Here is a 22,785-nt window from a genome sequence, read left to right as displayed (position 1 = left end):
GTGCGGCGGGTTTCATTTGAGGCGGCGCAGGCCGGGGCGAACGGGCGCCGATGCGCCGTCCATCAGTTCCTGCAGCCGGACGCGGGCGCGCGACAGGCGCGACATCACCGTGCCGGCCGGGATGCCGAGCACCTTGGCCACTTCGGCATACGACAGGTCTTCGAGCGTCACCAGCAGCAGCACGGCGCGCTGTTCGTCCGGCAACTGCATCAGGCAGCGCTGCAGGTCGAGGCTGGTGCCCTGGTCGCGACCAGGATCGACGCCGCCCTGCAGTTCGTGCGGCAGGTCGTCGAGCGGCACCACGGCATGGGGTGGTGGCGTGCGGCGCACCTGGCTCGCGAAGATGTTGTGCATGACGGTGAAGAGCCACGCGCGCAGGTCGCTGCCCACCACCCACAGACGCCATTTGCTGCAGGCGCGCTCCAGCGTGTCCTGCACCAGGTCGTCGGCCGCCCACGCATTGCCCGTGAGTGCCCGCGCATAGCGGCGCAGGCTCGGGATGTGCTCGACCAGCAGGCGGGCGTCCATGGAGCGTGGATCGATCGGTCAGGGCTTGGCGGTTTTCCAGGTGCCGTTGACGCCGTCACCGGTCTTGTCGCCCGGCTTGGTGTCCTTGGCCCAGTAGTACAGCGGCCAGCCCTTGGCGGCCCATTGCTTCTTGCCGTCGTCGCGGGTGACGATGGTGAAGTCGCCGCTCGGCTTGTCGCTGTCGGCGGCCATGAAAGGTGGCCAGTTGGTGGCGCAGCCGCCATTGCAGACCGACTTGCCGTTGCCGGCCGTGTCCTTGTCGAAGGTGTAGAGCGTCATGCCGTTCGCACCGACCAGCGCGCCGTCGGCGGGCTTGGGCTGGGCGAAGGCGGGGAGCGCGAGAACGGCGCTCAGCAATACGGCGGAAGATGCGCGAAAAGGCGACATGGAAAGACTCCTGGGTTGTGTGTGGCGACACCGGTGGTCCGGTGACAACCGCACAAACGCCCGCAGCCCGTCTTTTATTCCATTGCCCGCAAAAAAGATTCAGCGACTGCGGTTCTTCATTGCGCGCTCGACTTCGCGCTTGCCTTCGCGGTCCTTGATGGTGTCGCGCTTGTCGTGCTCGGCCTTGCCCTTGGCGAGCGCGATCTCGCACTTCACCTTGCCGGCCTTCCAGTGCAGGTTGAGCGGCACCAGCGTGTAGCCCTTTTGCTCGACTTTGCCGATCAGGCGACGGATTTCGTCCTTCTTCAGCAGCAGCTTCTTGGTACGGACCGAATCGGGGTTGACGTGGGTGGATGCGCTCTTGAGCGGGTTGATCTGGCAACCCACGACGAACAGTTCGCCATTGCGGATCACCACGTAGCCGTCGGTGAGCTGCACTTTGCCTTCGCGCAGCGATTTGACTTCCCAGCCTTCGAGGACCATGCCGGCCTCGAAGCGTTCTTCGAAGAAATAGTTGTACGCGGCCTTCTTGTTGTCGGCGATGCGGGAGGAGGTATCTTGTTTCTTTGTGGCCATGACTCGGGAATGTGGGGGCTGCATGGCTTCAATACAATCCGTCGCGCACGCTGTGTCGATTCTATGAAAACAGTCAACAAGTCCGTCCTCATCTGGTACAGCGCCGAAGAGATGTATGCGCTCGTCACCGATGTGGCGAGGTATCCGCAGTTTCTTCCCTGGTGCGACAAGGCCCGCATCATCGAGCAGGACGAGGCCGGCATGACGGCCGAGGTCGGCTTGGCCTTTGCCGGTTTGCACCAGAGCTTTACCACCCGCAACACCCATGTTCCGGGGCGCGAGGTGCAGCTGAAGCTGGTCGATGGGCCGTTCTCCAACCTCGACGGCAAGTGGAAGTTCGTGCCTGTGGGCGAGCAGGGCGAGCGCGCCTGCCGCGTCGAGCTGCACATGAGCTACGGCTTCAGCAATTTCGCGCTGCAGGCGCTGGTCGGACCGGTGTTCGACACCATCGCCTCCAGTCTTGTCGAAGCCTTCGTCAAGCGCGCCGAGCAGGTCTACGGCGCACCCTGATGACCATCGAGGTCACGCTGAGCTGCTCGCCCGCGGCACGCGAGGTGTTCGAGCAGGTGCTGCAGCTCTTGCCCGAGACGACACTGGCCGATGCGGTGCGGGCCAGCGATCTTTCGCTGCGTTTTCCGGACCTGGATTGGCGTCATGCGATGACGCCGGGCATCTGGGGCAGGGTGGTCGAGTGGGGCCAGGCCCTGAAGGACGGCGACCGCATCGAGCTGTGCCGCCCTCTCGCAGTGGACCCCAAGGTGGCGCGCCGGGAGCGCTTCCAGCGCCAGGGCTCGAAGGGAACCGGCCTGTTCGCGAATCGCCGCAAGGGCGGCAAGGCCGGCTACTGAGCTCGAGCTGCCGGGCTACTTGCAGTCGCTGTTGATGACCGTCTGAAGGCGCTTCTGCTCGGCGGCGCGCGCGGCGTCGTCCATGATCTCGCGCTCGCCCTGCGAATTGACCTTGGCAATGCGCATGCCGCTGTCGACGGTGGCCTTGCCCTGGCGTGCGAGAGCGCAGTTGTCGGCCTTGGCCTTTGCGACCTTGGCGGCTTCTGCGGCTTCCTTGGCCTTTGCTTCGGCCTCGGCCTTCTTGGTCTTTTCCTCGAGTTCCTTGTCGACACCAGTCGGCTTCGGCGTGCCCGCCGTCTTGGCCGGTGCAGTTGCCTCGGCCGGCGTACCTTCAGCGGGCGGCGCATCGACGTTGGGGTTCGCAGTGGAGCGCGCCGCTGGCGGCGGGCCCACGCGGCGCAGGATGTTCTTCTCGGGCACATCGGGCGGTGGCGCCTGATCGCTGAAGACCTTCTTGCCGTTCTTGTCGAGCCATTGCCATTGCGCGCTTGCCGAAAGCGGCAGCGCAACGACACATCCCAGTACCAGCCAGTGCACGAATTTCATCCCCGAAGTTTAGCCGGGCCTTACTTTTTGCAACATCCCGCTTAGGTAGTTTTGCAACGCCCATGAAAAGCCCGGGCCGGCGAACAGGTCGGGCGCCTCGTTACAATCCGTCTTTTGGAGCTTCACCCATGCGCCTTCTCGGCAAAGCGCTCACCTTCGACGACGTGTTGTTGGTGCCAGCGTTCTCCCAGGTCCTGCCCAAGGACACCTCCCTCGCCACCAAACTCTCCCGCAACATCACGCTGAACCTGCCGCTCGTCTCGGCGGCCATGGACACCGTGACCGAAGCCCGCCTTGCGATCGCCATCGCGCAAGAGGGCGGCATCGGGATCGTGCACAAGAACCTCACCGCGCAACAGCAGGCCGCCGAAGTGGCCCGCGTGAAGCGCTACGAGTCGGGCGTTCTGCGCGACCCGGTGGTGATCACCCCGACGCACTCGGTGCGCCAGGTGATGGCGCTGTCAGACCAGCTCGGCATCTCGGGCTTCCCGGTGGTTGACGGCGGCAAGGTCGTTGGCATCGTGACGGGGCGCGACCTGCGCTTCGAGAATCGCTATGACGTGCCGGTCAGCGAAATCATGACCCAGCGCGAGAAGCTCATCACCGTGCCCGACGGCACCACGCTGGCCGAAGCCAAGGCATTGCTCAACAAGTACAAGCTCGAGCGGCTGCTCGTCATCAACGGCGACTGGGAGCTCAAGGGCCTCATCACCGTCAAGGACATCACCAAGCAGACCAGCTTCCCCAATGCAGCACGCGACGCCAACGGCCGCCTGCGAGTGGGCGCTGCGGTCGGCGTGGGCGACGGTACCGAAGAGCGCGTCGAAGCCCTGGTGAAGGCCGGCGTCGACGCCATCGTGGTCGACACCGCCCACGGCCATAGCTTTGGCGTGATCGAGCGCGTGCGCTGGGTCAAGAAAAACTACCCGCAGGTCGAAGTCATCGGCGGCAACATCGCCACCGGCGACGCCGCGCGCGCGCTGGCCGACGCCGGCGCCGACGCGGTCAAGGTCGGCATCGGCCCGGGCTCCATCTGCACCACCCGCATCGTGGCCGGCGTGGGCGTGCCGCAGATCATGGCGGTCGACAGCGTCGCCACCGCGCTGCAGGGCACGGGCATTCCGCTGATTTCCGATGGCGGTGTGCGCTACTCGGGCGACATCGCCAAGGCCATCGCGGCCGGCGCAAGCACCGTCATGATGGGCAGCATGTTCGCCGGCACCGAAGAGGCACCGGGCGAAATCGTTCTGTACCAGGGCCGCAGCTACAAGAGCTACCGCGGCATGGGCTCCATCGGCGCGATGCAGCAGGGCAGTGCCGACCGGTACTTCCAGGAATCGACCACCGGTAACCCCAACACCGACAAGCTGGTGCCCGAAGGCATCGAAGGCCGCGTCCCCTACAAGGGCTCGATCGTCTCCATCGTCTACCAGATGGCTGGCGGCGTGCGCGCCAGCATGGGCTACTGCGGCTGCGCGACCATCGAGGACATGCAGAACAAGGCCGAGTTCGTCGAGATCACCACGGCCGGCATCCGTGAGAGCCACGTCCACGACGTGCAGATCACGAAGGAAGCGCCGAACTACCGCGCTGAGTAGTCTGGCCCCCACGCTCCCCCCTGCGTGTGGGTCGCTGTCCCCCGAGGGGGCCGCAGGCCGCCTTGGGACGGCCCGGCGCCGGCCTGAAGCCCATTCTGGCCAGACCTTGAAAGTCAGGCCAGAATGGGTTTAGAATTTGGGCCAGATTCAAATTTTCTGGCCCAAATGCAATCCATCGGCATCGCTGAAGCCAAGAACAACTTCTCGGCCCTGATCGACCTGGTCGAAAAGGGCGAGGAGGTTCGCATCACCCGCCACGGCAAGGAAGTCGTGCGCATGCTGCCGGTGCGCCGCAAGCCGGTCATCACCGACGAGCAGATCGAGCGCGAACTCGGCCAGATCGACGCGCTGCACGCCACCATCCAACCCGGCCTGCCATTGCGCGCCCTGCTCGACGAAGGGCGCCAATCGTGACAGCCTTCGTCATGGACGCCTCCGTCACCGCCGCCTGGCTGCTGCCCGACATGGCCAGCGAACACACCCGCAAGCTCTACGCCGCCATCCGCCGCGACGAGGTCGAGCCGCAGGCGCCCAACGCCTGGCAGTGGGAATGCGCCAACATTCTTGCCAATGGCGTACGCAGCGGCCGCATTCCGGCGTCCGCGGTCGAAGGGCTGTGGAGCGTGCTCGACGCCATCCGCCATCGCGTCGAGCTGCATGAACTCGCGCCGGCCCAGCACAAGGCTGTGCTCGCGGTCGCCATCGATGCCGGCGTCTCTCTCTACGACGCGGGCTACCTCTGGCTCGCCAAGTCGCTCAATCTCCCGCTCGCCACCTTCGACGAGCACCTCATCCAGGCGGCGCCGCAAGCGGGCGTCAAGCTGTTCGACATTTCAACGCTCTGAGTCCTTTCGCCATGCAACACGACAAGATCCTCATCCTCGACTTCGGCTCGCAAGTCACGCAGCTCATCGCACGCCGCGTGCGCGAGGCGCACGTGCTGAGCGAAGTGCACCCCTGCGACGTTACCGATGAATGGGTGCGCCAATACGCCGCCGACGGCCACCTCAAGGGCGTGATCCTTTCCGGCAGCCACGCCAGCGTGTACGAAGAGACCACCGACAAGGCACCGCAGGCCGTGTTCGACCTCGGCGTGCCCGTGCTCGGCATCTGCTACGGCATGCAGACCATGGCGCACCAGCTCGGCGGCAAGGTCGAGGGCGGCCACAAGCGCGAGTTCGGCTTCGCGGCCGTACGCGCCCATGGCCACACCGCGCTGCTGAAGGACATTGCCGACTTCACCACGCCTGAAGGCCACGGCATGCTCAACGTGTGGATGAGCCACGGCGACAAGGTCACCGAACTGCCACCGGGCTTCAAGCTCATGGCAAGCACCGACAGCTGCCCCATCGCCGGCATGGCCGACGAGGCGCGCCGCTACTACGCGCTACAGTTCCACCCCGAAGTGACGCACACCGTGCAGGGCAAGGCGATCATCGAGCGCTTCGTGCTCGGCATCTGCGACGCCAAGCCCGACTGGGTCATGCGCGACCACATCGCCGAAGCCGTCGAGAAAATCCGCGAGCAGGTGGGCGACGAGGAAGTGATCCTCGGCCTTTCGGGCGGCGTGGATTCGAGCGTGGCAGCCGCGCTCATCCACCGCGCCATCGGCGACCAGTTGACCTGCGTGTTCGTCGACCACGGCCTGCTGCGCCTGAACGAGGGCGACATGGTCATGGAGATGTTCGAAGGCAAGCTGCACGCGAAGGTGATCCGCGTCGACGCCAGCGACCTGTTCCTCGGCAAGCTCGCAGGCGTGAGCGACCCTGAAGCCAAGCGCAAGATCATCGGCGGCGAGTTCGTCACCGTGTTCAAGCAGGAGGCCGCCAAGCTCAAGGCGGGCGACGGTGGCCACAAGGGTGCGACCTTCCTGGCGCAGGGCACTATCTATCCCGACGTCATCGAGTCTGGCGGCGCCAAGAGCAAGAAGGCCGTCACCATCAAGAGCCACCACAACGTGGGCGGCCTGCCCGAGCAGCTTGGCCTGAAGCTGCTCGAACCGCTGCGCGACCTGTTCAAGGACGAAGTGCGCGAACTCGGCGTGGCACTCGGCCTGCCGCCCGAGATGGTGTATCGCCATCCGTTCCCCGGCCCGGGCCTGGGCGTGCGCATCCTCGGTGAAGTGAAGAAGGAATACGCCGACCTGCTGCGCCGCGCCGACGCGATCTTCATCGAGGAGCTGCGCAACTTCACCGACGCCGAAACGGGCAAGACCTGGTACGACCTCACGAGCCAGGCCTTTACCGTGTTCCTGCCCGTGAAGAGCGTGGGCGTGATGGGCGACGGCCGCACCTACGACTACGTGGTGGCACTGCGCGCCGTGCAGACCAGCGACTTCATGACGGCCGACTGGGCCGAGCTGCCTTATGCGCTGCTCAAGAAGGTGTCGGGCCGCATCATCAATGAAGTGCGGGGCATCAATCGCGTGACGTACGACGTTTCGAGCAAGCCGCCGGCGACGATCGAGTGGGAGTGACGAAATCGAGCAGTGGCAGCGGGCTCTCCGGGACGCCGGCAATCGCCGCCACTGACTCCGAAATCGTTCAGGGATTGCCGGGCTGTTCATCCAAGTCGCCGCGTAGCAGTGCGATGTCGCGAATGGGCGGATTGCCGAACAGCCGCCTGTACTCGCGACTGAACTGGGTCACGCTTTCATAGCCGACACGATACGCGGCGGAGGTCGCGTCCAGCCCCTCGGTCAACAGCAGACGTCGTGCTTCATGGAGCCGAATGTGCTTTTGATATTGCAGCGGACTCATGTGCGTGATGGCGCTGAAGTGATGGTGCAGAGTCGAAACACCCATTGCCGCTATTTCCGCCAGATCCTCGATGCGGATCGCTTCAGCGTAATGCTCGCGTAGCCAAGCGATTGCAGTCAGGATCTTGTCGCGCCGGGGATCTTGTCTGGCAATGCGACGAAGATGACCGCCCGACGGCCCCATGAGCAGGCGATATGTAATTTCGCGCAGCACCAGCGGCGCCATGATCGCGATGTCCTGCGGTTTGTCAGCAAGCGCGGAAAGTCGCACGAAAGCGTCAAGCAGTTCCGTGGTCATGTGCCCGAAAGTCATGCCGGATTCGGCGTTGCTCGTCGCGGCGATGCCTTGCAGGTCGATCTCCCCTCCGATCGCCTGCACCAAGGCAAAGTCCAGCTTCAACATCATGGACAGGCAGGGGCGGCTGGGGTTGGCCTCCAGCACATGCGAGATCGTGGGTAGATCCACCGCCGTCAGGACAAATTTGGCCGCGTCATATTCATAGGCATCCGAGCCCAGGACGACACGCTTGCGGCCCTGAACGACGAAGCCGACGCTGGACTCGTAAAGCATCGAGGCGGGTTCGGTGGGGCCATCGCGGCGATACAGAGTCAGGCCGGGCAACGCGGATACGTGGTCGCCAGCTTTAGGCAAGCGCGCCAATAGATGTGAGCGAAGGCGCGCGCGCAGCCACACGCCCTCCGAATCTTCATCGGGCCGAGCCAGCTGAAGCTGGGCGTCATTTATCAGAACCATGGAGTCATTGTGCCCAGCGGGCTGCTGCTCGGACAAGAAATCCGCGCCCGGCAAGACGATCAGGCAATGATCGGGAAGGATCAGGCTACCGACCACCTGCAGCCATGCATAGAGTCAGACCCCATCACAAACTGATGGATACGAGATCGAATATGTCTAAGGTATGGCTTGTTACGGGTAGCGGCTCCGGCTTGGGCCGGGCAATCACAGCTAAAGCGCTGGAGGCGGGCCACCGCGTCGTCGCGACTGCGCGTGATGTGAGCCAGTTGGATGACTTGGTCAAGTCTTATGGTTCCCGCGTCATCCCGGTCCGTCTCGACGTTACCGATGAGCGAGAGGGCGTCGCAGCGGTAGACGCTGCCATCTCTGCTTTTGGGCGCCTTGATGTTCTCGTAAACAATGCGGGATTTGGTGAAACGCGGCCATTTGAAGAGGTTTCATCGGGCGACTTTCGCCGTGTTGTGGAAACCAATTTCTTTGGTGTCGTGAACCTCACGCGGGCTGCCCTTCCTGTGATGCGCCAACAGAGGAGTGGTCACATCATCCAGATCTCGTCCGTCGGTGGGAGGTCGGCCTTGGCCGGCAATGCTGCTTACGTTGCTGCCAAGTGGGCGGTAGGCGGCTTTGCCGAAACCGTCGCTCTTGAGTCCGCATCGTTTGGAGTCAAAGTGACCGCACTCGAACCAGGCGGCATGCGCACGAATTGGGGTAAGCGAGCGTTTGGAAGCGTGCCTGCCATGTTGCCGGACTATGAAGCCTCGGTTGGGGAAACCGTCCGGCAACTGGAAGCATATTGGGGCAATGAACCAAGCGATCCTGAAAAGGTCGCGCAGGTTGTAGTCGGTGTCGCTGGAGCCGATCGTCTGCCGCCTCACATCCTCCTCGGCTCGGACGCATTCCAAGGAGCACTTGGAGCTGACGCGGCGAGAAATGCCGCTGCCGAGCGCTGGAAGGCTGTAAGCGCATGGACGGATATTGCTTCCGAGGGGCCACTGCCCGCTTTCCCTTCCGAGTAACCGAGCGAGTCCTCCCGCAGGATGACTTCTCGGGTTGGCGGCGCGCCACTCTTCTTGCTCAGAAACTCGCCTTCAGACCCACCGTCAGCATGCCGCCCTTGGCCTGCTTCGACAGCTTGCCGAAGTAGTCGTAGTCCGCGGTGATGGCAAGGTTCTGCGTCACGCGGTACTCCGCGCCGAAGCCCGCCATCACGCCGGTCGAACTGCCCGAGATGCGCTGGTTGACCGGCACCCAGTTGTTGTCGCCGGAAATGCGTCCACGCGAAACACCGAGGCGGCCGTTGATGGCGAAGGAATCGCCCAGCGGCAGGCGCGCGGTGGCGGCTGCGTAGAAGACCTGGCCCGTGCCGCTTTGCAGGCGGGAGTAGGCGCCGCCCGAGCTCCACTGGCTTACGCGGCCGAGGCGCGCATAGCCGGCTTCCACACCGAAGTTTTCCGTCAGCCTGTAGCCGCCGTAGAGCTTGTAGGCCGTGCCGGCCTTGCTGCTCTTCTCGCCGCCCCACGGCACGGGCACGCGGTTGGACGACGGCAGGCTGTAGCTCGAGCGGCCGATGGCGCCGCCTACATAGAGTCCGGTATCTGCGTTCGGAGCGGCGGCGTGCGCGCCGATGGCAGTGGTGCCGAGCAAAAGTGCGGCGAGGGCAGAGCAGGCAAGCGAATGCTTCAAGATGAAATTCCTGGTTGGAGCTGTTGAGATTTGTGCGACGCGTGACCGGCTGTTTAACCCGGTCACCGGCGTGCGACGATTCTCAAATTCCAATCTGAAGAAGAGCTTTGTGCTTGCTGAAGGGCTCATGAAGCGCACTCTCGATGCGCGATGATCGGAGCAATGCCAGAACAGCTTTTTCTTCCCGGAATCGATCCCCCGCCGCGGCCCCTGCCGCGTCCACGAAGCAAGGTGCTCCGCAAGGAACCACTGCCGCACGCACTCTTTTTCGCACTGCTCCCCGACATGCAAGACGCCGCGATGATCGCCGCGCTCGGCGAGCGCATGAATTCGCAACACGCCCTGAAGGGAACGCTGGTCGAGGCGCATCGCCTGCATGTCACGCTGTTCGATCTCGGCGACTACGCGCAGGTGCCGGCCGACAAGGTGGCGCAGGCTTCGAACGCTGCTGCCTCGGTGCCTGTGCCGGTATTCGATGTCGTTTTCGAGAAATCCATGAGCTACGCGAAAGGCGCGCTGGTGCTGTGCGCCGACGATGAGGAGAGCGTCTCAGCCCTGCGGGCTTTCAGGCAGCGTCTGGGCGAGGCACTGGCCGATGCCGGCCTGAAACCCTCGCGCTCATTCACGCCGCACATGACCGTCGCCTACGCGCGGCGCAAGCTCGAGAAGCACGCGCTCGAAGCGCCAGTCCGGTGGACCGCAGGTTCACTCGTTCTGATCGACAGTCACGTCGGCGAGGGCGTGCACGAGGTGCTGGGGCGGTGGCCTGACAACACTGCGGTCGCCTGAGGCGAGCGTGCCGCGTCTCCCTGCCAGTCGCGATCAATCGCCGTCCGCGAAGTTGTCGAACAGCAGCCCGCGCAGCCATTGGTTGCCCGGGTCGCGGTGCGCCTTCGCGTGCCAGAACAGATTGATCGCAATCTGCGGCAGTGCCACCGGGTGAGGGCGCCACACCAGCCCGAAAGGCTCGGCGATGCTCTGCGCGAGCCGCTCGGGCACGGTCGCGATCATGTCGCTGGAGCGCAGGATGTGGCCGATGGCCACGAAGTGCGGCACCTTGAGCTTGATACGCCGGTGAATGCCCTGAGCCGCCATCACGTCGTCGGCCTTGCCATGGCCCGTGCCGGCCGCCTGCACCTGCACGTGGTCGGCCGCGCTGAAGTCCTTGAGCGACACGCTGCGCTTGCGTGCGAGCGGATGCTCCTTTGAAAAGATGCACACATAGCGCTGCAGGAACAGCCGGCGCTGGAACACGCCGGCTTTCAGCTGCGGCAGCAGGCCGATGGCGATGTCGACGTGGCCGGCTTCCAGCTCATCGCGCAGGCTGGTCGCGGTGTTGTTGCGCACCGTGCTGATGGTCACGCCGGGCGCTGCCGCGGACAGCGCCTCCATCAGCCGTGGCGTGAAGTAGATCTCGCCGATGTCGGTCATCGCGAGCGTGAAGCCGCGCGTGCTCGTGGCGGGGTCGAACACCACCTGCTGGTTGAGCGCCGTGTGCAGCGCGCCCATCGCGTAGGCCACCGGTTCGGCCAGCTGCAGCGCGAAGGGCGTGGGCTCCATGCCGCGCGCAGTGCGCAGGAACAGCTCGTCGCCCAGCAGCTTGCGCAGCCGCGCCAGCGCATTGCTGATGGCCGGCTGCGAGAGCCCGAGTGACTCGGCCACGGCCGACACGCGTTTCTCGGCCAGCATGCGGTCGAACACCAGCAGCAGGTTGAGGTCGATGTCCTTGAGTTGCATGGCGCACCTTTATTCATCGTGGTGATGCAGAGGATTCACCAAATTCTATTGGTCAATTGGCAGCGGCCGCGCATCATCCGGCCCCAGAGACAAGCCGGCCATGACGCCGGCGCAAGAGAACCCCACGATGGACCTGCATATTCACCCCCTTGCCCGTACCCTCGAAGTTCGCCCCGGCGCGAACCTGCTCGAAGTGCTGCGCGAGCACCATGTGCCGGTGTCGTACAGCTGCATGTCGGGGCGCTGCGGCACCTGCCGCTGCAAGGTGGTTTCGGGCCAGGTGCTCGACGCTGGCCAGGACGCGATCCGGCCCGACGGGCAAGGCGAGCGCTACGTGCTGGCCTGCCAGAGCACGCTGACCGAAAGCTGCGCCATCGAGATCCCGGAGCCCGACGAAGTGGTGGTACACCCGGCGCGCATCCTCAAGGCCACTGTCACGGGCATCGACGTGCTCACGCATGACATCCGGCGCCTGCGCCTGAAGCCGAACAAGCCGTTGGAGTTTTCTCCAGGCCAGTATGCGCAGCTGCAATTCGCGCCCGACCTGGCGCGGCCGTATTCGATGGCGGGGCTGAGCCACGACTCGGAGCTTGAATTCCACGTGCGCAGGGTGCCCGGCGGGCGAGTCACGGCGCACATCTTCGAGCAACTGTGCGTAGGCGATTCTGTGCGCGTGAGCGGGCCGTTGGGAACGGCCTACCTGCGCACGAAGCATCGAGGGCCGATGCTCTGCGCAGCGGGTGGCACGGGGCTGGCGCCCATCCTGTCGATCGTGCGGGGCGCCATCGCGGCGGGGCTCAAGCAGGCCATTCACCTCTACCTGGGCGTGCGCTCCGATGCCGACGTCTACGGCCTGGGTGAACTGCGCGAGCTGCAGGCGCAGCACCCTGGCCTGAACGTCCACGTGATCGTCGTCACCGGCCCCTCGCGCGACGGCCAGCGCGTCGGCCTCATTACCGATGCCATCCGCGCCGACTGGCCCGGCAGCCTCGATGGCTGGCGCGCCTACCTCTGCGGCTCGCCGCCGATGGTCGAAGCCGTGACGCAACTGGTGCGCGGACGCGGCCTTGCCCCCGAGCAAACCCATGCCGATGCCTTCTACCTGCAAGGCACCTGAAGCAAAGACCCACGAAAAAAGAAAAGGAGACCCGCGATGACCACGCAAGCCGTGTTCCCCATCGAGCTGAAATGGGAAAGCGAAAAGAGCAGCCGCATTCCCTTCATGGCCTATACCGACGAGGCACTGCACAAGAAGGAGCTGCAGCGCTTCTTCTACGAAAAGCACTGGTGCTACGTCGGCCTGGAAGCCGAGATCCCGAACCCGGGCGACTTCAAGCGCACCACCATCGGCGAGCGCTCGGTCGTCATGTCGCGCGACGAGGAGGGTGCCATCCACGTCTTCGAGAACGTCTGCGCTCACCGCGGCATGCAGTTCTGCCGCGAGCGCCAGGGTAACCGAAAAGAGTTCGTCTGCCCCTACCACCAGTGGAACTACACGCTCAAGGGCGACCTTCAGGGCGTGCCGTTTCGCCGCGGCGTGAAGCAGGACGGCAAGGTCAACGGCGGCATGCCGGCCGACTTCAAGACCGAGGAGCACGGCCTCACCAAGCTCAAGGTGGCCTCGCGCGGCGGCGTGGTGTTCGCGTCGTTCGACCATGAAATCGAGTCGTTCGAAGACTTCCTCGGCCCCGACATCCTTCATTACTTCGACCGCCTGTTCGATGGGCGCAAGCTCACCATCCTCGGCTACAACCGCCAGCGCATTCCGGGCAACTGGAAGCTCATGCAGGAGAACATCAAGGACCCGTATCACCCGGGCCTGCTGCACACCTGGTTCGTCACTTTCGGGCTCTGGCGCGCAGACAACAAGTCGGAGCTGAAGATGGACGCTCGCGGCCGCCACGCCGCCATGATTTCCACGCGCGGCAACGCCGGCAAGGCTGCGCAGGTCACGCAGGTGTCGAGCTTCAAGGAGAGCATGCAGCTGAAAGATCCGCGCTTTCTCGACATCGTGCCCGAGCCCTGGTGGGGCGGGCCGACCGCGGTGATGATGACGCTGTTTCCGAGCCTGATCCTGCAGCAGCAGGTCAACAGCGTGTCGACGCGGCATATCCAGCCGGTGGGGCACGACGCCTTCGATTTCGTCTGGACGCACTTCGGCTTCGCGGACGACACCGAGGAGATGACGCAGCGACGCCTGCGCCAGGCCAATCTGTTCGGGCCAGCCGGCTTCGTCTCGGCCGACGACGGCGAGGTGATCGAGTTCTCGCAGGAGGGCTTCGAGCAGAAGCCCTTCCACCGCACGCTGGCCGAGCTCGGCGGACGCGAGGTCGAGAACACTGACCATATGGTGACCGAGACGCTGATCCGCGGCATGTATCGCTACTGGCGCGAGGTGATGGAAGCATGACGAACCTCGACGCCAACACTTATCTCGATCTGTCGCGGCTCTACGCGGCCTACGCGCATGCCGTCGATTCCGGCAACTGGGACCTGTGGCCCGCGTTCTTCATCGAGCAATGCAGCTACCGCCTGCAGCCGCGCGAGAACCACGAGCGCAACCTGCCGCTGGCCACGCTCTCCTTCGAGAGCCGGGGCATGCTGGAAGACCGGGTCTACGGCATCAAGGAGACGCTGTTCCACGACCCGTACTACCAGCGCCACGTCGTCGGACTGCCGCTGGTGCACAAGGTCGATGACAACGGCACGATTCACAGCGAGGCCAACTACGCGGTGTTCCGCACCAAGCTCGACCAGGCCTCGACCGTGTTCAACGTGGGGCGCTACCTCGACACCGTGGTGCCCACGCCCGAGGGCCTGAAGTTCGCCACGCGCCTGTGCGTGTTCGACAGCGAAATGATCCCGAACTCCATCATCTACCCCATCTGAAAGCAACCATGAGCACGATGACCTGGGTCGACGCCGCGGCAGTCGACGACGTTCCCTCCGACGACGTGGTGGGTATCGAGGTGCAGGGGAGGGACATCGCCCTCTACGGCACCGAGGACGGCATTCACGCCACCGACAACATCTGCACGCACGGCCACGCGCGGCTGTGCGACGGCTTTCTCGAAGGCCACGAGATCGAATGCCCACTGCACCAGGGGCGCTTCGACGTGCGCACGGGCAAGGCGATGTGCGCGCCGCTCACGGAAGACCTGCGCAGCTACCCGGTGAAGATCGAAGGCGGGCGGGTGTTTCTCGCGTTCGAGGGCTGATCTGTTCTGCCTCTTGTCCGCACCGTCTGTATCTGTTCTGCCGCGAAAGGGCTGGCGACAATGACGCTCCCCTTCACGGAACAGCCATGACAGCAGAAAAGACCCGGGACCAGATCGCCGACCAGATTGCCGCCGAGCTCGGCCACAGCTTCGACGGCGAAATCATCGCCGGCGGCCACTACGTGCCGCTGGTGCGCGACGGCCGCACGATCTACCTCAGCGGCCAGGTGCCGCGCGTGGGCACCACGGTGGTGGTTACCGGCCGCGTCGGTGACGCGGTGTCGCTCGACAAGGCCCGTGAAGGCGCGCAGATCAGCACACTGCGCAGCCTCGCGCTGCTGCGGCGTGCGCTCGGTTCTCTCGATGCGGTAGAGAAGGTCTTGCGCGTCGGCGTATTCGTGCAGTGCACAGCCGACTTCACCCAGCAGAGCGAGGTGGCCGATGCCGCATCCGACCTGCTGCACCGCGTGTTTGGCGATGCCGGCGTGCATGTGCGCACGGCGGTCGGTGTCTATGCGCTGCCGAAGAATGCGACCGTCGAGGTCGAGATGACGGTCGCTGCCAAGCAGAACATCGGCTAACGCGACGTCAGGCCGGTGAGGTCGCGCGCCAGCTGTGCGATGGTCAGCGGTGCGCAGCCTTCGGCGTTGTTGCTCACGGTGACGAAGGCGTTCTGGCCTGCACGGGTGGTGCCCGCAATCACTTTGGCCAGTGCCTCGCGCGTCTCGGGATCGGGGTCGACGATCTTGTCGAACGGGCCGTAGAGCTTTTCCGCATCTTCGTAGCCGAAGCGGCCGTGGCGTCGGTGCAGGTTCCAGCGGCACACCAGCGGGCCGGGCCACAGCGCGCGCAGCATGGGCAATTGCTCTTCGATGGGGGGCATCTTGGCGTGCAGGCCCATGCAGAAGGTGGCGCGCACGCTGCGCAGCATTTCGGCAAAGGCGGGGTTCAGCAGTTGCGGGTCGCGCACCTCGACGGCTACTACCGCGTCGGGCGCGACCGATGTGAGGTCGGGCAGCGATTCGAGCATTGCCGCGATGCGCGCGAGCAGCGCGGGCTGGTCGGCGAGGATGTGCCCGGGAATCGGGCTCAGCTGGAACACCAGCACGCCGATGCGATGGCCCAGGCCTTCGAGCGCGGGCAGCACGAATTCCTGCCGCGCGATCTCGCTGCTGAGGAAGACGGGGTTGGCCTGCATGCCGCGTCCGCTTTCATCGCGCACGGTGGCATCGGTGACAAGGCTCGGCGCTTTCACCACGAAGCGGAAGTCGTCGGGCACCATGGCCGCGTAGCGTGCGTACTGGCTGGCTGTGAGGGCGCGGTAGAAGTTGCGGTCCAGGCTCACGGTGCGGAACAACGGGTGCTTCGCCAGTGCGGAGAGGCCGTTTTTCGACAGCACGGTCTCGGCGTATTCGCCGTCCCACACCAGGTTGGCCCAACCCGGATAGCTCCACGACGAGGTGCCTAGCCGCAGCTTGGGCGGCAGTGCTGCGGCGAGCTCGACCAGCTCCGGGTCGGTGGGCGCGGGCTCGACCGTGCCGGTGCGCGATTTCTTTTTCGCGGGTGGCTCGGGGGCGGGGGCCGCAGCCGCCTCTTGAGGGCGCGGCAGTTCGGGGAAAAGGGAGTCCTGTACTTCAGCCATGTCTGGACCCGCATTCTGGGCCAACATCGAAGGCGCCTGCCGCGCCGGGCACAATCCGCGCCATGAAACAGTGGTTGCGTACGCAGGGTGGTTGGTGGCTGGCATGGCTGGCGCTCACCGCCGTGGGCGCGGTGTGGATCGCGCGCGCAGAGCTGGCGCAGATGCATCAGGACTTCGAGACTGACGTGCGCATCGCGCACCGGCTCATGAGCCAGCAGATGGTGCAGTACGACGCGGTGCTGGCCACGCTTGCGCTGCTGGAGCCGAGCACCGGCGCGGACCATCCGGAGCAGCGGCTGCCGTCCGTGTACTCGTCGATCCTGCGCGTGCAGCGGCGCGACCGTGATGAGCCCTGGGCAGACAGCGCGCAGGCCAGCGCACTGGCCGCGGCGGAGGCGCGCTCGCGCAGCCAGCAGCGCGCAGAGTTGGCGATTCTCGACCTGGCCCACGGCCGCTACGTGCTGGTGATCGGCGCCACACCGTTCAGCTATGCACTCGACATCGACCTGGCCGGCTCCGTGCCGTGGCGCGACTGGCCTATGAACCCGCAGCGCAGCCCCGTGCGGCTGAGCCTGCAGCGCGACGGCCAGCAACTGGTGCTGCAACCGGGCGTGCCGGCCGCGAATGGCTGGCGCTTCGACCTGACAAAGCCACTGGCGTCGCCGAGCCAGCCGTTCGACCTCGTTGCCGAGCGGCAGGTGGGCTGGGGAGAACTGCCGTGGCGTGGCATCGCCGGCTGGGCCGTGGCGATTGCGGTGTTGCTGGCGGGCCTGTGGGCCGCGCAGCGCCAGCGGGTTGCGCGGCGGCGGGCCGAAGAACTGCTGCGGCTCGGGCAGGTCGCGCGGCTCAATGCGCTGGGCGAGTTGTCGGCCGGCCTGGCGCACGAACTCAACCAGCCGCTCACGGCTGTGCTGGCCAACGCGCAGGCTGCGCGCCGCCTGCTCGACGACGACCCTCCCGACCTGGCCACGGCACGCGACGCGATGGGGCAGGCCGTGGAGCAGGCACGCCGCGCGGCCGGTGTGGTGGGGCGCCTTCGCCGCGTCATCGAGCGGCCTGAGGCGGGTGGCGAAGAAGCGAAGCCGCTGGTGCTGCAGGAGGTAGTGCGCAGCGCCATGCACCTGCTGGTGCCGGAGTTCACCAAACACGCGATCACCGCGCAGTTCGATGCCACTGCGCAGGCGCCGGTGCGCGTACAGGCCGAGGCGGTGGCGCTCGAACAGATCGTGCACAACCTGCTGATGAACGCGCTGCAGGCGCTCGACCTCGTGCCGGCGGCCGAGCGGCGCCTCGTCGTATCCGTCGGCCGCAATGGGCAGGAGGGCGTGCTGACCGTGACCGACAACGGACGCGGCATCGCCCCCGAAGCCCTGCCGCGCCTCTTCGAACCTTTCTTCAGCACACGCGAAGGCGGGCTGGGCCTCGGCCTGAGCCTCAGCGAAACGCTGGCCAGCGGCATGGGCGGCAGCCTGAGCGCGGCCAATGCCTCGCCGCGCGGTGCGCGCTTCACCTTGCTGCTTCCGCTTGTTGCGCCGTCTCAATGAACATACCGAGCACCCATCAGCCGCAATCCCCGCTGGTCCACCTGATCGACGACGACCAGGCGGTGCGTGACAGCCTGTCGCTGCTGATCGGCACGGTCGGCCTGCGCGTGCAGGCCTGGGCCGACCCGCAGGTCTTCATCGACGGCTTTGATCGCGCAAGCGTGGGCGCCATCGTGCTCGACGTGCGCATGCCCGGTATCAGCGGTCTTACGGTGCTCGACCGGCTGGTGGCGCAGGGTGTCGACCAGCCCGTGATCATGCTGACGGGCCACGGCACGGTCGAGATGTGCCGCCGCGCCTTCAAGGCCGGGGCAGCGGAGTTCCTCGAAAAACCGGTGGACGACGAGCAACTGCTTGAGGCGCTGCAGCAGGCGGTGCGGCAGCACGTGCGCTCGCGCCAACGCTCGCAGGCCGACAACGCGGCGCGCGAGCGGGTGGCGCAACTGTCGGAGCGCGAGCGCGAGGTGCTGGCCTTCATCGTGCAGGGGCTCACCAACAAGGAGATCGCGCGCACGCTGGCGCTGTCGCCGCGCACGGTCGAGACGCACCGCGCCAACCTGTTCGCCAAGCTCGACTGCGATTCGCTCGCGCAGCTGATCCGGCGCTATGCCGTGCTGGTGGACAGCGCTCCGTAGTTCTACGGAGTGCCGGGCGTAGCCGTACGAATGGCTGCGGCGGCGCATGTTTTCTACAGTGGCGCAGCTGTCGGCAACAGCCGGCGCAACCACCCGTTTCACTGGAGAAAACGAACAATGCAATCCATCCTTCGCCTCGGCGGCCTCGCCGTTCTGCTCGCCGCTTCCGTCGCCCAGGCCCAGACGCCCGCACCTGCGGTGCGCACCGAAAAGAACATGTCGCTCGTGCTGGCCAACCAGATCGCGGCCGAAGCCGTGGCGGCCTGCGCTGCCAACGGCTACAACGTGGCGGCCACCGTGGTCGACCGCGCCGGGACCGTGCGTGCCGTGCAGCGCGCCGACAACGCCGGCCCGCACACGCTGGCATCGAGCGAGCGCAAGGCCTGGACTTCGGCTTCGGCCAAGAGCCCGACGCAGGCCATGATGGAAGGCGCACAGAAGAACCCGGCCGCCGCCAACCTGGTGTACCTGCCGGGCTTCCTGGTGCTGGGTGGCGGTGTGCCGATCAAGTCGGGCAATGAAGTGATCGGCGCGGTTGGCGTGGGCGGCGCGCCCGGCGGCCACCTCGATGAGCAGTGCGCCAACGCGGCGCTCGAGAAGGTCAAAGGTCTGCTCTGATGGTGGCGCGCGGTATCTGGTCGGGGGTGCTGGCGGCTGCGCTCGGGTTGGGCGTGACGGTAGGCGCGCTCGCCCAGGTGCCGCCGCTGGCGGCCGAGGTGCTGGCCTACGAAGGGCTGCACCAGGCTGCGTGGCATGGCGACCTGCCAAAGCTGAAGGCGCTGATCGCCTCGGGCGCCAATCTCGATGCGCGCGACACGCGCGGTCGCACGCCGCTGCATGTCGCCACGCATGCTCGGCAGCGCGAGGCGATCAAGCTGCTGGCCAAGGCCGGCGCCAACCTCGACCTGCTCGAAGACGACCGCTACGACGCGGTCACCATCGCCTCCGTGGCCGACGATGCCGCGACGCTCTCGCTGCTGCTTTCGCTCGGTGCCAAGCCCGGGCAGACAACGAGCCGCTACGACGGCACGGCGCTGATCGCGGCGGCACACCTCGGGCATGACGAGGTGGTGCGCAAGTTGATTGCCGCCGGCGCGCCGCTCGACCATGTCAACAACCTGCACTGGACGGCAGTGATCGAATCCATCGTGCTCGGCGACGGCGGCCCACGCCACCAGCGCACGCTGGCCGCGCTGGTCGAGGCTGGCGCCAATCTCAAGCTGACCGACCGCCAGGGCAACACGCCGCTGCAGCTGGCGAAGGCGCGTGGCTACATCGCCATGGTGAAACTGCTGGAAGCTCCGCGCGCAAGATAGGCGGCTCGGGGACAATGGCGTTTCTCCACGAGGAAACCGCCCCATGTACATGCCCCCGCAGTTCAATGCCAAGGACCCGGCCATCGCGCTGGAACTGATGCGCTCGCACCCGTTCGCGAGTCTGATCTCGAACGACGACGACGGACTGCCGTACGTCACGCACCTGCCACTGGTGGCCGAGCAGCGAGAGGGCGATGAGCTTGTGCTGTGGGGCCATTGCGCCAAGCCCAATCCGCATTGGCGTTATCTGCAGGCGCGGTCCAAGGCGGCAGTGACCTTTCTCGGTCCGCACTCGTACCTTTCGCCCTCGGTCTATCCCGACTTGGCCCGCGTTCCGACGTGGAACTACCTGGCCGTGCACTGCACGGTCGAGGCCCGGCTGATCGAGGAGCCGTCCGACAAGGACACACTGCTCAAGAAGCTCATCGGCGAGCACGAGCCCGCCTACGCGCAGCAGTGGCGCGACCTGGGCGAGGAATTCCAGCTCAAGATGCTGGCCGGCATCGTCGGCTTCGAGTTGCGCGTGACGGCGCTGCAATGCAAGATCAAGCTCAACCAGCATCGCCGCGAGTCGCATGCGGCAATGCATGCGGTCTACAGCGCAGGCACGCCGGACGAGCAGGCGCTTGCCGTGTGGATGGATCGCCTCGGCATGAACGCCGCGGCAACCGTGGCGGAAGGACGCTGAGATGCGCGCGTTCGGGCTGATCGGCCTTGTGCTGGCGCTGGTGATCGTCGGGTTGGTCGCGAAGAAGCAGATGACGAGCATGGCTTCTTCCACGCGGCCGGCCGTGCCCGGCGTTGTCGCACCGGCCGCCGGCGAAGCGCCTGCGAATGCGCGCGATCAGGCGCAGCAGGTGCAGCAGCAAGTCAAGGAAGCGCTCGACGCGGCGGCGAAGGCGCGGCAGATGCCGGATGACAACTGAGGCCCTTCCAACGCTGGCGGCGAAAGACGAGCACTGGATGGCGCTCGCGCTCGCCCAGGCGCGGCTTGCCGCCGAGGCAGGCGAGGTGCCCGTCGGCGCGGTGCTGGTCAAGGATGGCCAGCTGATCGCGACGGGGCGCAACACGCCGGTCGCGCAGCACGACCCGAGCGCGCATGCCGAGATCAACGCGCTGCGCGCTGGCGCCGCTGCGCTTGGCAACTACCGGCTCGACGGCTGCGAGCTGTTCGTCACGCTCGAGCCCTGCGCGATGTGTTCGGGTGCCATGCTGCATTCGCGCCTGGCGCGCGTCGTGTATGGCGCGGCCGATCCGAAGACCGGCGCGGCCGGCTCGGTGCTCGATCTCTTCGCCGAGCCGCGGCTGAACCATCACACGCAGGTGCAGGGCGGCGTGCTGGCGCAGGAATGCGCTGCAGTGCTGCAGGCCTTCTTCCAGCAACGCCGAAGCGCCGCGCGCGCACAGGCCGAGCCCTTGCGCGACGATGCGTTGCGCACGCCAGCGGAACGCTTCGACGCATTGGCCGGCTACAGCTTCGCACCGCAGTACGTGCAGGACCTGCCGAGCCAGCAGGGCTGGCGCATGCACTACATCGATGAAGGTGGCGACGCCGCCTGCTGCCTGTGCCTGCACGGCCCCGGCGAATGGGGCTACTTCTTCCGGCATCTCGCGGGCCTGCCCGGGCTGCGCACGCTCGTGCCTGACCTGATCGGCTTCGGCAAGAGCGACAAGCCAAAGCGCGAAGCACCGCATCGCCTCGAATGGCACCGCGACGTGCTGCTCGAATGGCTGGCCCGCGTGCAGCCCGCACCGGCGACCATGGTGCTCGCGCACAGCGCGGCCGCCGCCGACCTGGCCGCGCTGCTGATGGCCGCGGCACCTGAACGCTTCGCGGCGGCGCTCGTCGTATCTGAGGGCTACGAGCACATCGAAGACGCATGGCGCGCACCTTTCCCCGACCGTGGCTACGAAGCCGCGCTGCGCGCGCTCGGCCCCATCGCCACATCGTCGGGACCAACGCTGATGCAAGCCCGAACGTTCGTGCTGCAGGCGCGAAACGCAATGGGATACTCGAACACGTGACCAAACACATCTACATCTATTCCCCCTCCAGCGCGGTGCGCGACAAGGCCGCCTTCCGGCGCGGCGTGAAGCGGCTCAAGGCACTGGGCCATGAAGTCGAAGTCGACGATGCGGCACTCTCGGTGCATCAACGCTTTGCGGGTGACGACGCCACGCGGCTCGCCGCGATTTCACGCGCGGCCGCGAGTGGCGCCGACGTGGCGCTCATTTCACGCGGTGGCTATGGCCTCACGCGCATCCTCGACGCCATTCCGTACAAGGCCGTGGCCAAGGCGATCGACAAGGGCACCGAGTTCGTCGGCTGCAGCGACTTCACCGCACTGCAGAACGCACTGCTGGTCAAGACCGGCGCCGTGACCTGGTCGGGCCCTGCGGTCGGCGAAGACTTCGGTGCCGAGGCCGGCGCTGACGACATCATGGAAGCCTGCTTCGACGACCTCGTTACGGGGCAGGGCGAAGGCACCGGCTGGCGCATGCCGGCGCGCGATGCAGACCTGAAGTTCAAGCCCGTGCAAGACGCGGTGCTGTGGGGCGGCAACCTTTGCGTGCTGGCCAGCCTGATCGGCACGCCGTACTTTCCCGTGGTGGACAAGGGCGTGCTCTTCATCGAGGACATCAACGAGCACCCGTACCGTATCGAACGCATGCTCGACCAGTTGAAGATGGCCGGTGTGCTGGCGCGCCAGCGCGCCATCGTGTTCGGGCAATTCACGGGCATTCGCAAGGCGCCGGGCTACGACCGGGGCTTTGGCCTGAACACGGTGATCGACCGGCTGCGCGCATCGCTCAAGGTGCCCGTGCTGGCGGGACTGCCGTTCGGCCATGTGCCCACGAAGGTGCTACTGCCCGTGGGTGCGAAGGTGTCGATGGCGGCGGAGGGGCGCGATGTCTTTCTCGTCTGGGGTCATCGTCACACGCCAGCGCATGACGATCATCACGGCCATGACCATCATCATCACGGCCACTGACCCGGCAATGGGGGGAGAAAGC

30 protein-coding genes are annotated in these 22,785 nt (G+C 66.0%); 22 read left to right on the top strand and 8 right to left on the bottom strand.

What is annotated here, in order from left to right; translation table 11 throughout:
- Positions 1–12: 12 nt before the first annotated feature.
- From BMW87_RS04810 to smpB, 3 genes are all read right to left on the bottom strand, one after another.
- Positions 13–528 (bottom strand): RNA polymerase sigma factor, encoded by a 516-nt coding sequence (locus BMW87_RS04810; protein WP_093074572.1) that lies wholly within the window; start codon positions 526–528, stop codon positions 13–15.
- An 18-nt stretch (positions 529–546) separates the two neighbouring features.
- Entirely contained in the window at positions 547–915 is a 369-nt protein-coding gene (locus BMW87_RS04805) for a COG4315 family predicted lipoprotein (RefSeq protein WP_093054778.1), read from the bottom strand.
- Between the two features lie 99 nt (positions 916–1,014).
- A complete protein-coding gene (gene smpB / locus BMW87_RS04800; RefSeq protein WP_007832247.1) occupies positions 1,015–1,491 on the bottom strand; it encodes an SsrA-binding protein SmpB in 477 nt (158 codons plus the stop codon).
- A gap of 63 nt (positions 1,492–1,554) precedes the next feature.
- Here smpB and BMW87_RS04795 point away from each other — a divergent pair, with 63 nt between their 5' ends.
- Positions 1,555–2,001: a type II toxin-antitoxin system RatA family toxin gene (locus BMW87_RS04795; RefSeq protein ID WP_093054780.1), complete on the top strand. Its 447-nt coding sequence runs from the start codon at positions 1,555–1,557 to the stop codon at positions 1,999–2,001.
- Entirely contained in the window at positions 2,001–2,339 is a 339-nt protein-coding gene (locus BMW87_RS04790) for an RnfH family protein (protein ID WP_093074570.1), read from the top strand. The genes BMW87_RS04795 and BMW87_RS04790 overlap by 1 nt, the downstream gene beginning before the upstream one ends.
- A gap of 15 nt (positions 2,340–2,354) precedes the next feature.
- On the opposite strand, the gene BMW87_RS04785 is transcribed toward BMW87_RS04790, so the two are convergent.
- On the bottom strand, positions 2,355–2,885 hold the full coding sequence (locus BMW87_RS04785; RefSeq protein WP_093074568.1) for a DUF4124 domain-containing protein: 531 nt from the start codon (positions 2,883–2,885) through the stop codon (positions 2,355–2,357).
- Between the two features lie 128 nt (positions 2,886–3,013).
- Here BMW87_RS04785 and guaB point away from each other — a divergent pair, with 128 nt between their 5' ends.
- The 4 genes from guaB to guaA all read left to right on the top strand — a co-directional run bounded on the left by guaB (position 3,014) and on the right by guaA (position 6,959).
- Complete coding sequence (guaB, locus tag BMW87_RS04780; protein ID WP_093054786.1) at positions 3,014–4,483, top strand: IMP dehydrogenase; 1,470 nt, start codon at positions 3,014–3,016, stop codon at positions 4,481–4,483.
- A gap of 165 nt (positions 4,484–4,648) precedes the next feature.
- Entirely contained in the window at positions 4,649–4,897 is a 249-nt protein-coding gene (locus BMW87_RS04775; protein WP_093074566.1) for a type II toxin-antitoxin system Phd/YefM family antitoxin, read from the top strand.
- A gap of 11 nt (positions 4,898–4,908) precedes the next feature.
- A complete protein-coding gene (locus tag BMW87_RS04770) occupies positions 4,909–5,328 on the top strand; it encodes a type II toxin-antitoxin system VapC family toxin (protein ID WP_093054789.1) in 420 nt (139 codons plus the stop codon).
- Positions 5,329–5,339: 11 nt separating this feature from the next.
- On the top strand, positions 5,340–6,959 hold the full coding sequence (guaA, locus tag BMW87_RS04765; protein ID WP_093074564.1) for a glutamine-hydrolyzing GMP synthase: 1,620 nt from the start codon (positions 5,340–5,342) through the stop codon (positions 6,957–6,959).
- Between the two features lie 67 nt (positions 6,960–7,026).
- Here guaA and BMW87_RS04760 read toward each other — a convergent pair whose 3' ends face one another.
- Positions 7,027–8,091 carry an AraC family transcriptional regulator gene (locus tag BMW87_RS04760; protein ID WP_093074562.1) on the bottom strand — a complete coding sequence of 355 codons (1,065 nt, stop codon included), beginning with the start codon at positions 8,089–8,091 and terminating at the stop codon, positions 7,027–7,029.
- Between the two features lie 56 nt (positions 8,092–8,147).
- On the opposite strand from BMW87_RS04760, the gene BMW87_RS04755 reads away from it, so the two are divergent.
- Positions 8,148–9,011, top strand: a complete 864-nt coding sequence (locus BMW87_RS04755) for an SDR family NAD(P)-dependent oxidoreductase (RefSeq protein ID WP_093075231.1) — start codon at positions 8,148–8,150, stop codon at positions 9,009–9,011.
- A gap of 58 nt (positions 9,012–9,069) precedes the next feature.
- On the opposite strand, the gene BMW87_RS04750 is transcribed toward BMW87_RS04755, so the two are convergent.
- On the bottom strand, positions 9,070–9,678 hold the full coding sequence (locus BMW87_RS04750; protein WP_176928782.1) for a porin family protein: 609 nt from the start codon (positions 9,676–9,678) through the stop codon (positions 9,070–9,072).
- Position 9,679: 1 nt separating this feature from the next.
- Between BMW87_RS04750 and BMW87_RS35035 the strand changes: the two genes are divergently transcribed.
- Together BMW87_RS35035 and BMW87_RS04745 are read left to right on the top strand one after the other, a co-directional pair.
- Entirely contained in the window at positions 9,680–9,832 is a 153-nt protein-coding gene (locus BMW87_RS35035; RefSeq protein ID WP_177192722.1) for a hypothetical protein, read from the top strand.
- 131 nt (positions 9,833–9,963) lie between these two features.
- Positions 9,964–10,467, top strand: a complete 504-nt coding sequence (locus BMW87_RS04745) for a 2'-5' RNA ligase family protein (RefSeq protein ID WP_256216663.1) — start codon at positions 9,964–9,966, stop codon at positions 10,465–10,467.
- 33 nt (positions 10,468–10,500) lie between these two features.
- Here BMW87_RS04745 and BMW87_RS04740 read toward each other — a convergent pair whose 3' ends face one another.
- On the bottom strand, positions 10,501–11,415 hold the full coding sequence (locus BMW87_RS04740; protein ID WP_093074556.1) for a LysR family transcriptional regulator: 915 nt from the start codon (positions 11,413–11,415) through the stop codon (positions 10,501–10,503).
- Positions 11,416–11,542: 127 nt separating this feature from the next.
- Here BMW87_RS04740 and BMW87_RS04735 point away from each other — a divergent pair, with 127 nt between their 5' ends.
- From BMW87_RS04735 to BMW87_RS04715, 5 genes are all read left to right on the top strand, one after another.
- Entirely contained in the window at positions 11,543–12,532 is a 990-nt protein-coding gene (locus BMW87_RS04735; RefSeq protein WP_093074554.1) for a 2Fe-2S iron-sulfur cluster-binding protein, read from the top strand.
- A gap of 36 nt (positions 12,533–12,568) precedes the next feature.
- The gene (locus BMW87_RS04730) at positions 12,569–13,825 is read left to right on the top strand and encodes an aromatic ring-hydroxylating dioxygenase subunit alpha (RefSeq protein WP_093074552.1); all 1,257 of its coding nucleotides are present in this window, start codon (positions 12,569–12,571) and stop codon (positions 13,823–13,825) included.
- Positions 13,822–14,304: an aromatic-ring-hydroxylating dioxygenase subunit beta gene (locus BMW87_RS04725; protein WP_093054805.1), complete on the top strand. Its 483-nt coding sequence runs from the start codon at positions 13,822–13,824 to the stop codon at positions 14,302–14,304. The genes BMW87_RS04730 and BMW87_RS04725 overlap by 4 nt, the downstream gene beginning before the upstream one ends.
- An 8-nt stretch (positions 14,305–14,312) precedes the next feature.
- Positions 14,313–14,633: a non-heme iron oxygenase ferredoxin subunit gene (locus BMW87_RS04720; RefSeq protein WP_093074550.1), complete on the top strand. Its 321-nt coding sequence runs from the start codon at positions 14,313–14,315 to the stop codon at positions 14,631–14,633.
- Between the two features lie 86 nt (positions 14,634–14,719).
- Positions 14,720–15,214: a RidA family protein gene (locus BMW87_RS04715; RefSeq protein WP_093074548.1), complete on the top strand. Its 495-nt coding sequence runs from the start codon at positions 14,720–14,722 to the stop codon at positions 15,212–15,214.
- Here BMW87_RS04715 and BMW87_RS04710 read toward each other — a convergent pair.
- A complete protein-coding gene (locus BMW87_RS04710; protein ID WP_093074546.1) occupies positions 15,211–16,275 on the bottom strand; it encodes a DUF72 domain-containing protein in 1,065 nt (354 codons plus the stop codon). The two genes, BMW87_RS04715 and BMW87_RS04710, sit on opposite strands and share 4 nt — an antisense overlap.
- A 62-nt stretch (positions 16,276–16,337) precedes the next feature.
- Here BMW87_RS04710 and BMW87_RS04705 point away from each other — a divergent pair, with 62 nt between their 5' ends.
- The 8 genes from BMW87_RS04705 to BMW87_RS04670 all read left to right on the top strand — a co-directional run bounded on the left by BMW87_RS04705 (position 16,338) and on the right by BMW87_RS04670 (position 22,763).
- Entirely contained in the window at positions 16,338–17,819 is a 1,482-nt protein-coding gene (locus BMW87_RS04705; protein ID WP_093074544.1) for a sensor histidine kinase, read from the top strand.
- A complete protein-coding gene (locus BMW87_RS04700) occupies positions 17,816–18,454 on the top strand; it encodes a response regulator transcription factor (protein ID WP_093074543.1) in 639 nt (212 codons plus the stop codon). Before BMW87_RS04705 ends, BMW87_RS04700 begins: the two co-directional genes overlap by 4 nt.
- 117 nt (positions 18,455–18,571) lie before the next feature.
- On the top strand, positions 18,572–19,072 hold the full coding sequence (locus tag BMW87_RS04695; protein ID WP_093054817.1) for a GlcG/HbpS family heme-binding protein: 501 nt from the start codon (positions 18,572–18,574) through the stop codon (positions 19,070–19,072).
- Positions 19,072–19,770 carry an ankyrin repeat domain-containing protein gene (locus BMW87_RS04690; protein ID WP_093074541.1) on the top strand — a complete coding sequence of 233 codons (699 nt, stop codon included), beginning with the start codon at positions 19,072–19,074 and terminating at the stop codon, positions 19,768–19,770. Before BMW87_RS04695 ends, BMW87_RS04690 begins: the two co-directional genes overlap by 1 nt.
- A 43-nt stretch (positions 19,771–19,813) precedes the next feature.
- On the top strand, positions 19,814–20,458 hold the full coding sequence (locus tag BMW87_RS04685) for an FMN-binding negative transcriptional regulator (protein WP_093074539.1): 645 nt from the start codon (positions 19,814–19,816) through the stop codon (positions 20,456–20,458).
- 1 nt (position 20,459) lies between these two features.
- Entirely contained in the window at positions 20,460–20,696 is a 237-nt protein-coding gene (locus BMW87_RS04680) for a hypothetical protein (protein ID WP_093074537.1), read from the top strand.
- Positions 20,686–21,795 (top strand): tRNA adenosine(34) deaminase TadA, encoded by a 1,110-nt coding sequence (gene tadA / locus BMW87_RS04675; protein WP_093074535.1) that lies wholly within the window; start codon positions 20,686–20,688, stop codon positions 21,793–21,795. Before BMW87_RS04680 ends, tadA begins: the two co-directional genes overlap by 11 nt.
- Positions 21,792–22,763: an LD-carboxypeptidase gene (locus BMW87_RS04670; RefSeq protein ID WP_093074533.1), complete on the top strand. Its 972-nt coding sequence runs from the start codon at positions 21,792–21,794 to the stop codon at positions 22,761–22,763. The genes tadA and BMW87_RS04670 overlap by 4 nt, the downstream gene beginning before the upstream one ends.
- The last annotated feature ends 22 nt before the right edge of the window (positions 22,764–22,785 follow it).

It is taken from the genome of Variovorax sp. OV084, assembly GCF_900111625.1.
Taxonomy (GTDB): domain Bacteria; phylum Pseudomonadota; class Gammaproteobacteria; order Burkholderiales; family Burkholderiaceae_C; genus Variovorax.
This window is presented reverse-complemented; position numbering and strand designations above follow the sequence as displayed.

What these genes read in the sequence shown, in the direction of transcription:
- BMW87_RS04810 (WP_093074572.1), bottom strand. Translation starts at nt 528, where the DNA reads ATGGACGCCCGCCTGCTGGTCGAGCACATCCCGAGCCTGCGCCGCTAT.
- BMW87_RS04805 (WP_093054778.1), bottom strand. Translation starts at nt 915, where the DNA reads ATGTCGCCTTTTCGCGCATCTTCCGCCGTATTGCTGAGCGCCGTTCTC.
- smpB (WP_007832247.1), bottom strand. Translation starts at nt 1,491, where the DNA reads ATGGCCACAAAGAAACAAGATACCTCCTCCCGCATCGCCGACAACAAG.
- BMW87_RS04795 (WP_093054780.1), top strand. Translation starts at nt 1,555, where the DNA reads ATGAAAACAGTCAACAAGTCCGTCCTCATCTGGTACAGCGCCGAAGAG.
- BMW87_RS04790 (WP_093074570.1), top strand. Translation starts at nt 2,001, where the DNA reads ATGACCATCGAGGTCACGCTGAGCTGCTCGCCCGCGGCACGCGAGGTG.
- BMW87_RS04785 (WP_093074568.1), bottom strand. Translation starts at nt 2,885, where the DNA reads ATGAAATTCGTGCACTGGCTGGTACTGGGATGTGTCGTTGCGCTGCCG.
- guaB (WP_093054786.1), top strand. Translation starts at nt 3,014, where the DNA reads ATGCGCCTTCTCGGCAAAGCGCTCACCTTCGACGACGTGTTGTTGGTG.
- BMW87_RS04775 (WP_093074566.1), top strand. Translation starts at nt 4,649, where the DNA reads ATGCAATCCATCGGCATCGCTGAAGCCAAGAACAACTTCTCGGCCCTG.
- BMW87_RS04770 (WP_093054789.1), top strand. Translation starts at nt 4,909, where the DNA reads ATGGACGCCTCCGTCACCGCCGCCTGGCTGCTGCCCGACATGGCCAGC.
- guaA (WP_093074564.1), top strand. Translation starts at nt 5,340, where the DNA reads ATGCAACACGACAAGATCCTCATCCTCGACTTCGGCTCGCAAGTCACG.
- BMW87_RS04755 (WP_093075231.1), top strand. Translation starts at nt 8,148, where the DNA reads ATGTCTAAGGTATGGCTTGTTACGGGTAGCGGCTCCGGCTTGGGCCGG.
- BMW87_RS35035 (WP_177192722.1), top strand. Translation starts at nt 9,680, where the DNA reads ATGAAATTCCTGGTTGGAGCTGTTGAGATTTGTGCGACGCGTGACCGG.
- BMW87_RS04745 (WP_256216663.1), top strand. Translation starts at nt 9,964, where the DNA reads ATGCAAGACGCCGCGATGATCGCCGCGCTCGGCGAGCGCATGAATTCG.
- BMW87_RS04740 (WP_093074556.1), bottom strand. Translation starts at nt 11,415, where the DNA reads ATGCAACTCAAGGACATCGACCTCAACCTGCTGCTGGTGTTCGACCGC.
- BMW87_RS04735 (WP_093074554.1), top strand. Translation starts at nt 11,543, where the DNA reads ATGGACCTGCATATTCACCCCCTTGCCCGTACCCTCGAAGTTCGCCCC.
- BMW87_RS04730 (WP_093074552.1), top strand. Translation starts at nt 12,569, where the DNA reads ATGACCACGCAAGCCGTGTTCCCCATCGAGCTGAAATGGGAAAGCGAA.
- BMW87_RS04725 (WP_093054805.1), top strand. Translation starts at nt 13,822, where the DNA reads ATGACGAACCTCGACGCCAACACTTATCTCGATCTGTCGCGGCTCTAC.
- BMW87_RS04720 (WP_093074550.1), top strand. Translation starts at nt 14,313, where the DNA reads ATGAGCACGATGACCTGGGTCGACGCCGCGGCAGTCGACGACGTTCCC.
- BMW87_RS04715 (WP_093074548.1), top strand. Translation starts at nt 14,720, where the DNA reads ATGACAGCAGAAAAGACCCGGGACCAGATCGCCGACCAGATTGCCGCC.
- BMW87_RS04710 (WP_093074546.1), bottom strand. Translation starts at nt 16,275, where the DNA reads ATGGCTGAAGTACAGGACTCCCTTTTCCCCGAACTGCCGCGCCCTCAA.
- BMW87_RS04705 (WP_093074544.1), top strand. Translation starts at nt 16,338, where the DNA reads ATGAAACAGTGGTTGCGTACGCAGGGTGGTTGGTGGCTGGCATGGCTG.
- BMW87_RS04700 (WP_093074543.1), top strand. Translation starts at nt 17,816, where the DNA reads ATGAACATACCGAGCACCCATCAGCCGCAATCCCCGCTGGTCCACCTG.
- BMW87_RS04695 (WP_093054817.1), top strand. Translation starts at nt 18,572, where the DNA reads ATGCAATCCATCCTTCGCCTCGGCGGCCTCGCCGTTCTGCTCGCCGCT.
- BMW87_RS04690 (WP_093074541.1), top strand. Translation starts at nt 19,072, where the DNA reads ATGGTGGCGCGCGGTATCTGGTCGGGGGTGCTGGCGGCTGCGCTCGGG.
- BMW87_RS04685 (WP_093074539.1), top strand. Translation starts at nt 19,814, where the DNA reads ATGTACATGCCCCCGCAGTTCAATGCCAAGGACCCGGCCATCGCGCTG.
- BMW87_RS04680 (WP_093074537.1), top strand. Translation starts at nt 20,460, where the DNA reads ATGCGCGCGTTCGGGCTGATCGGCCTTGTGCTGGCGCTGGTGATCGTC.
- tadA (WP_093074535.1), top strand. Translation starts at nt 20,686, where the DNA reads ATGACAACTGAGGCCCTTCCAACGCTGGCGGCGAAAGACGAGCACTGG.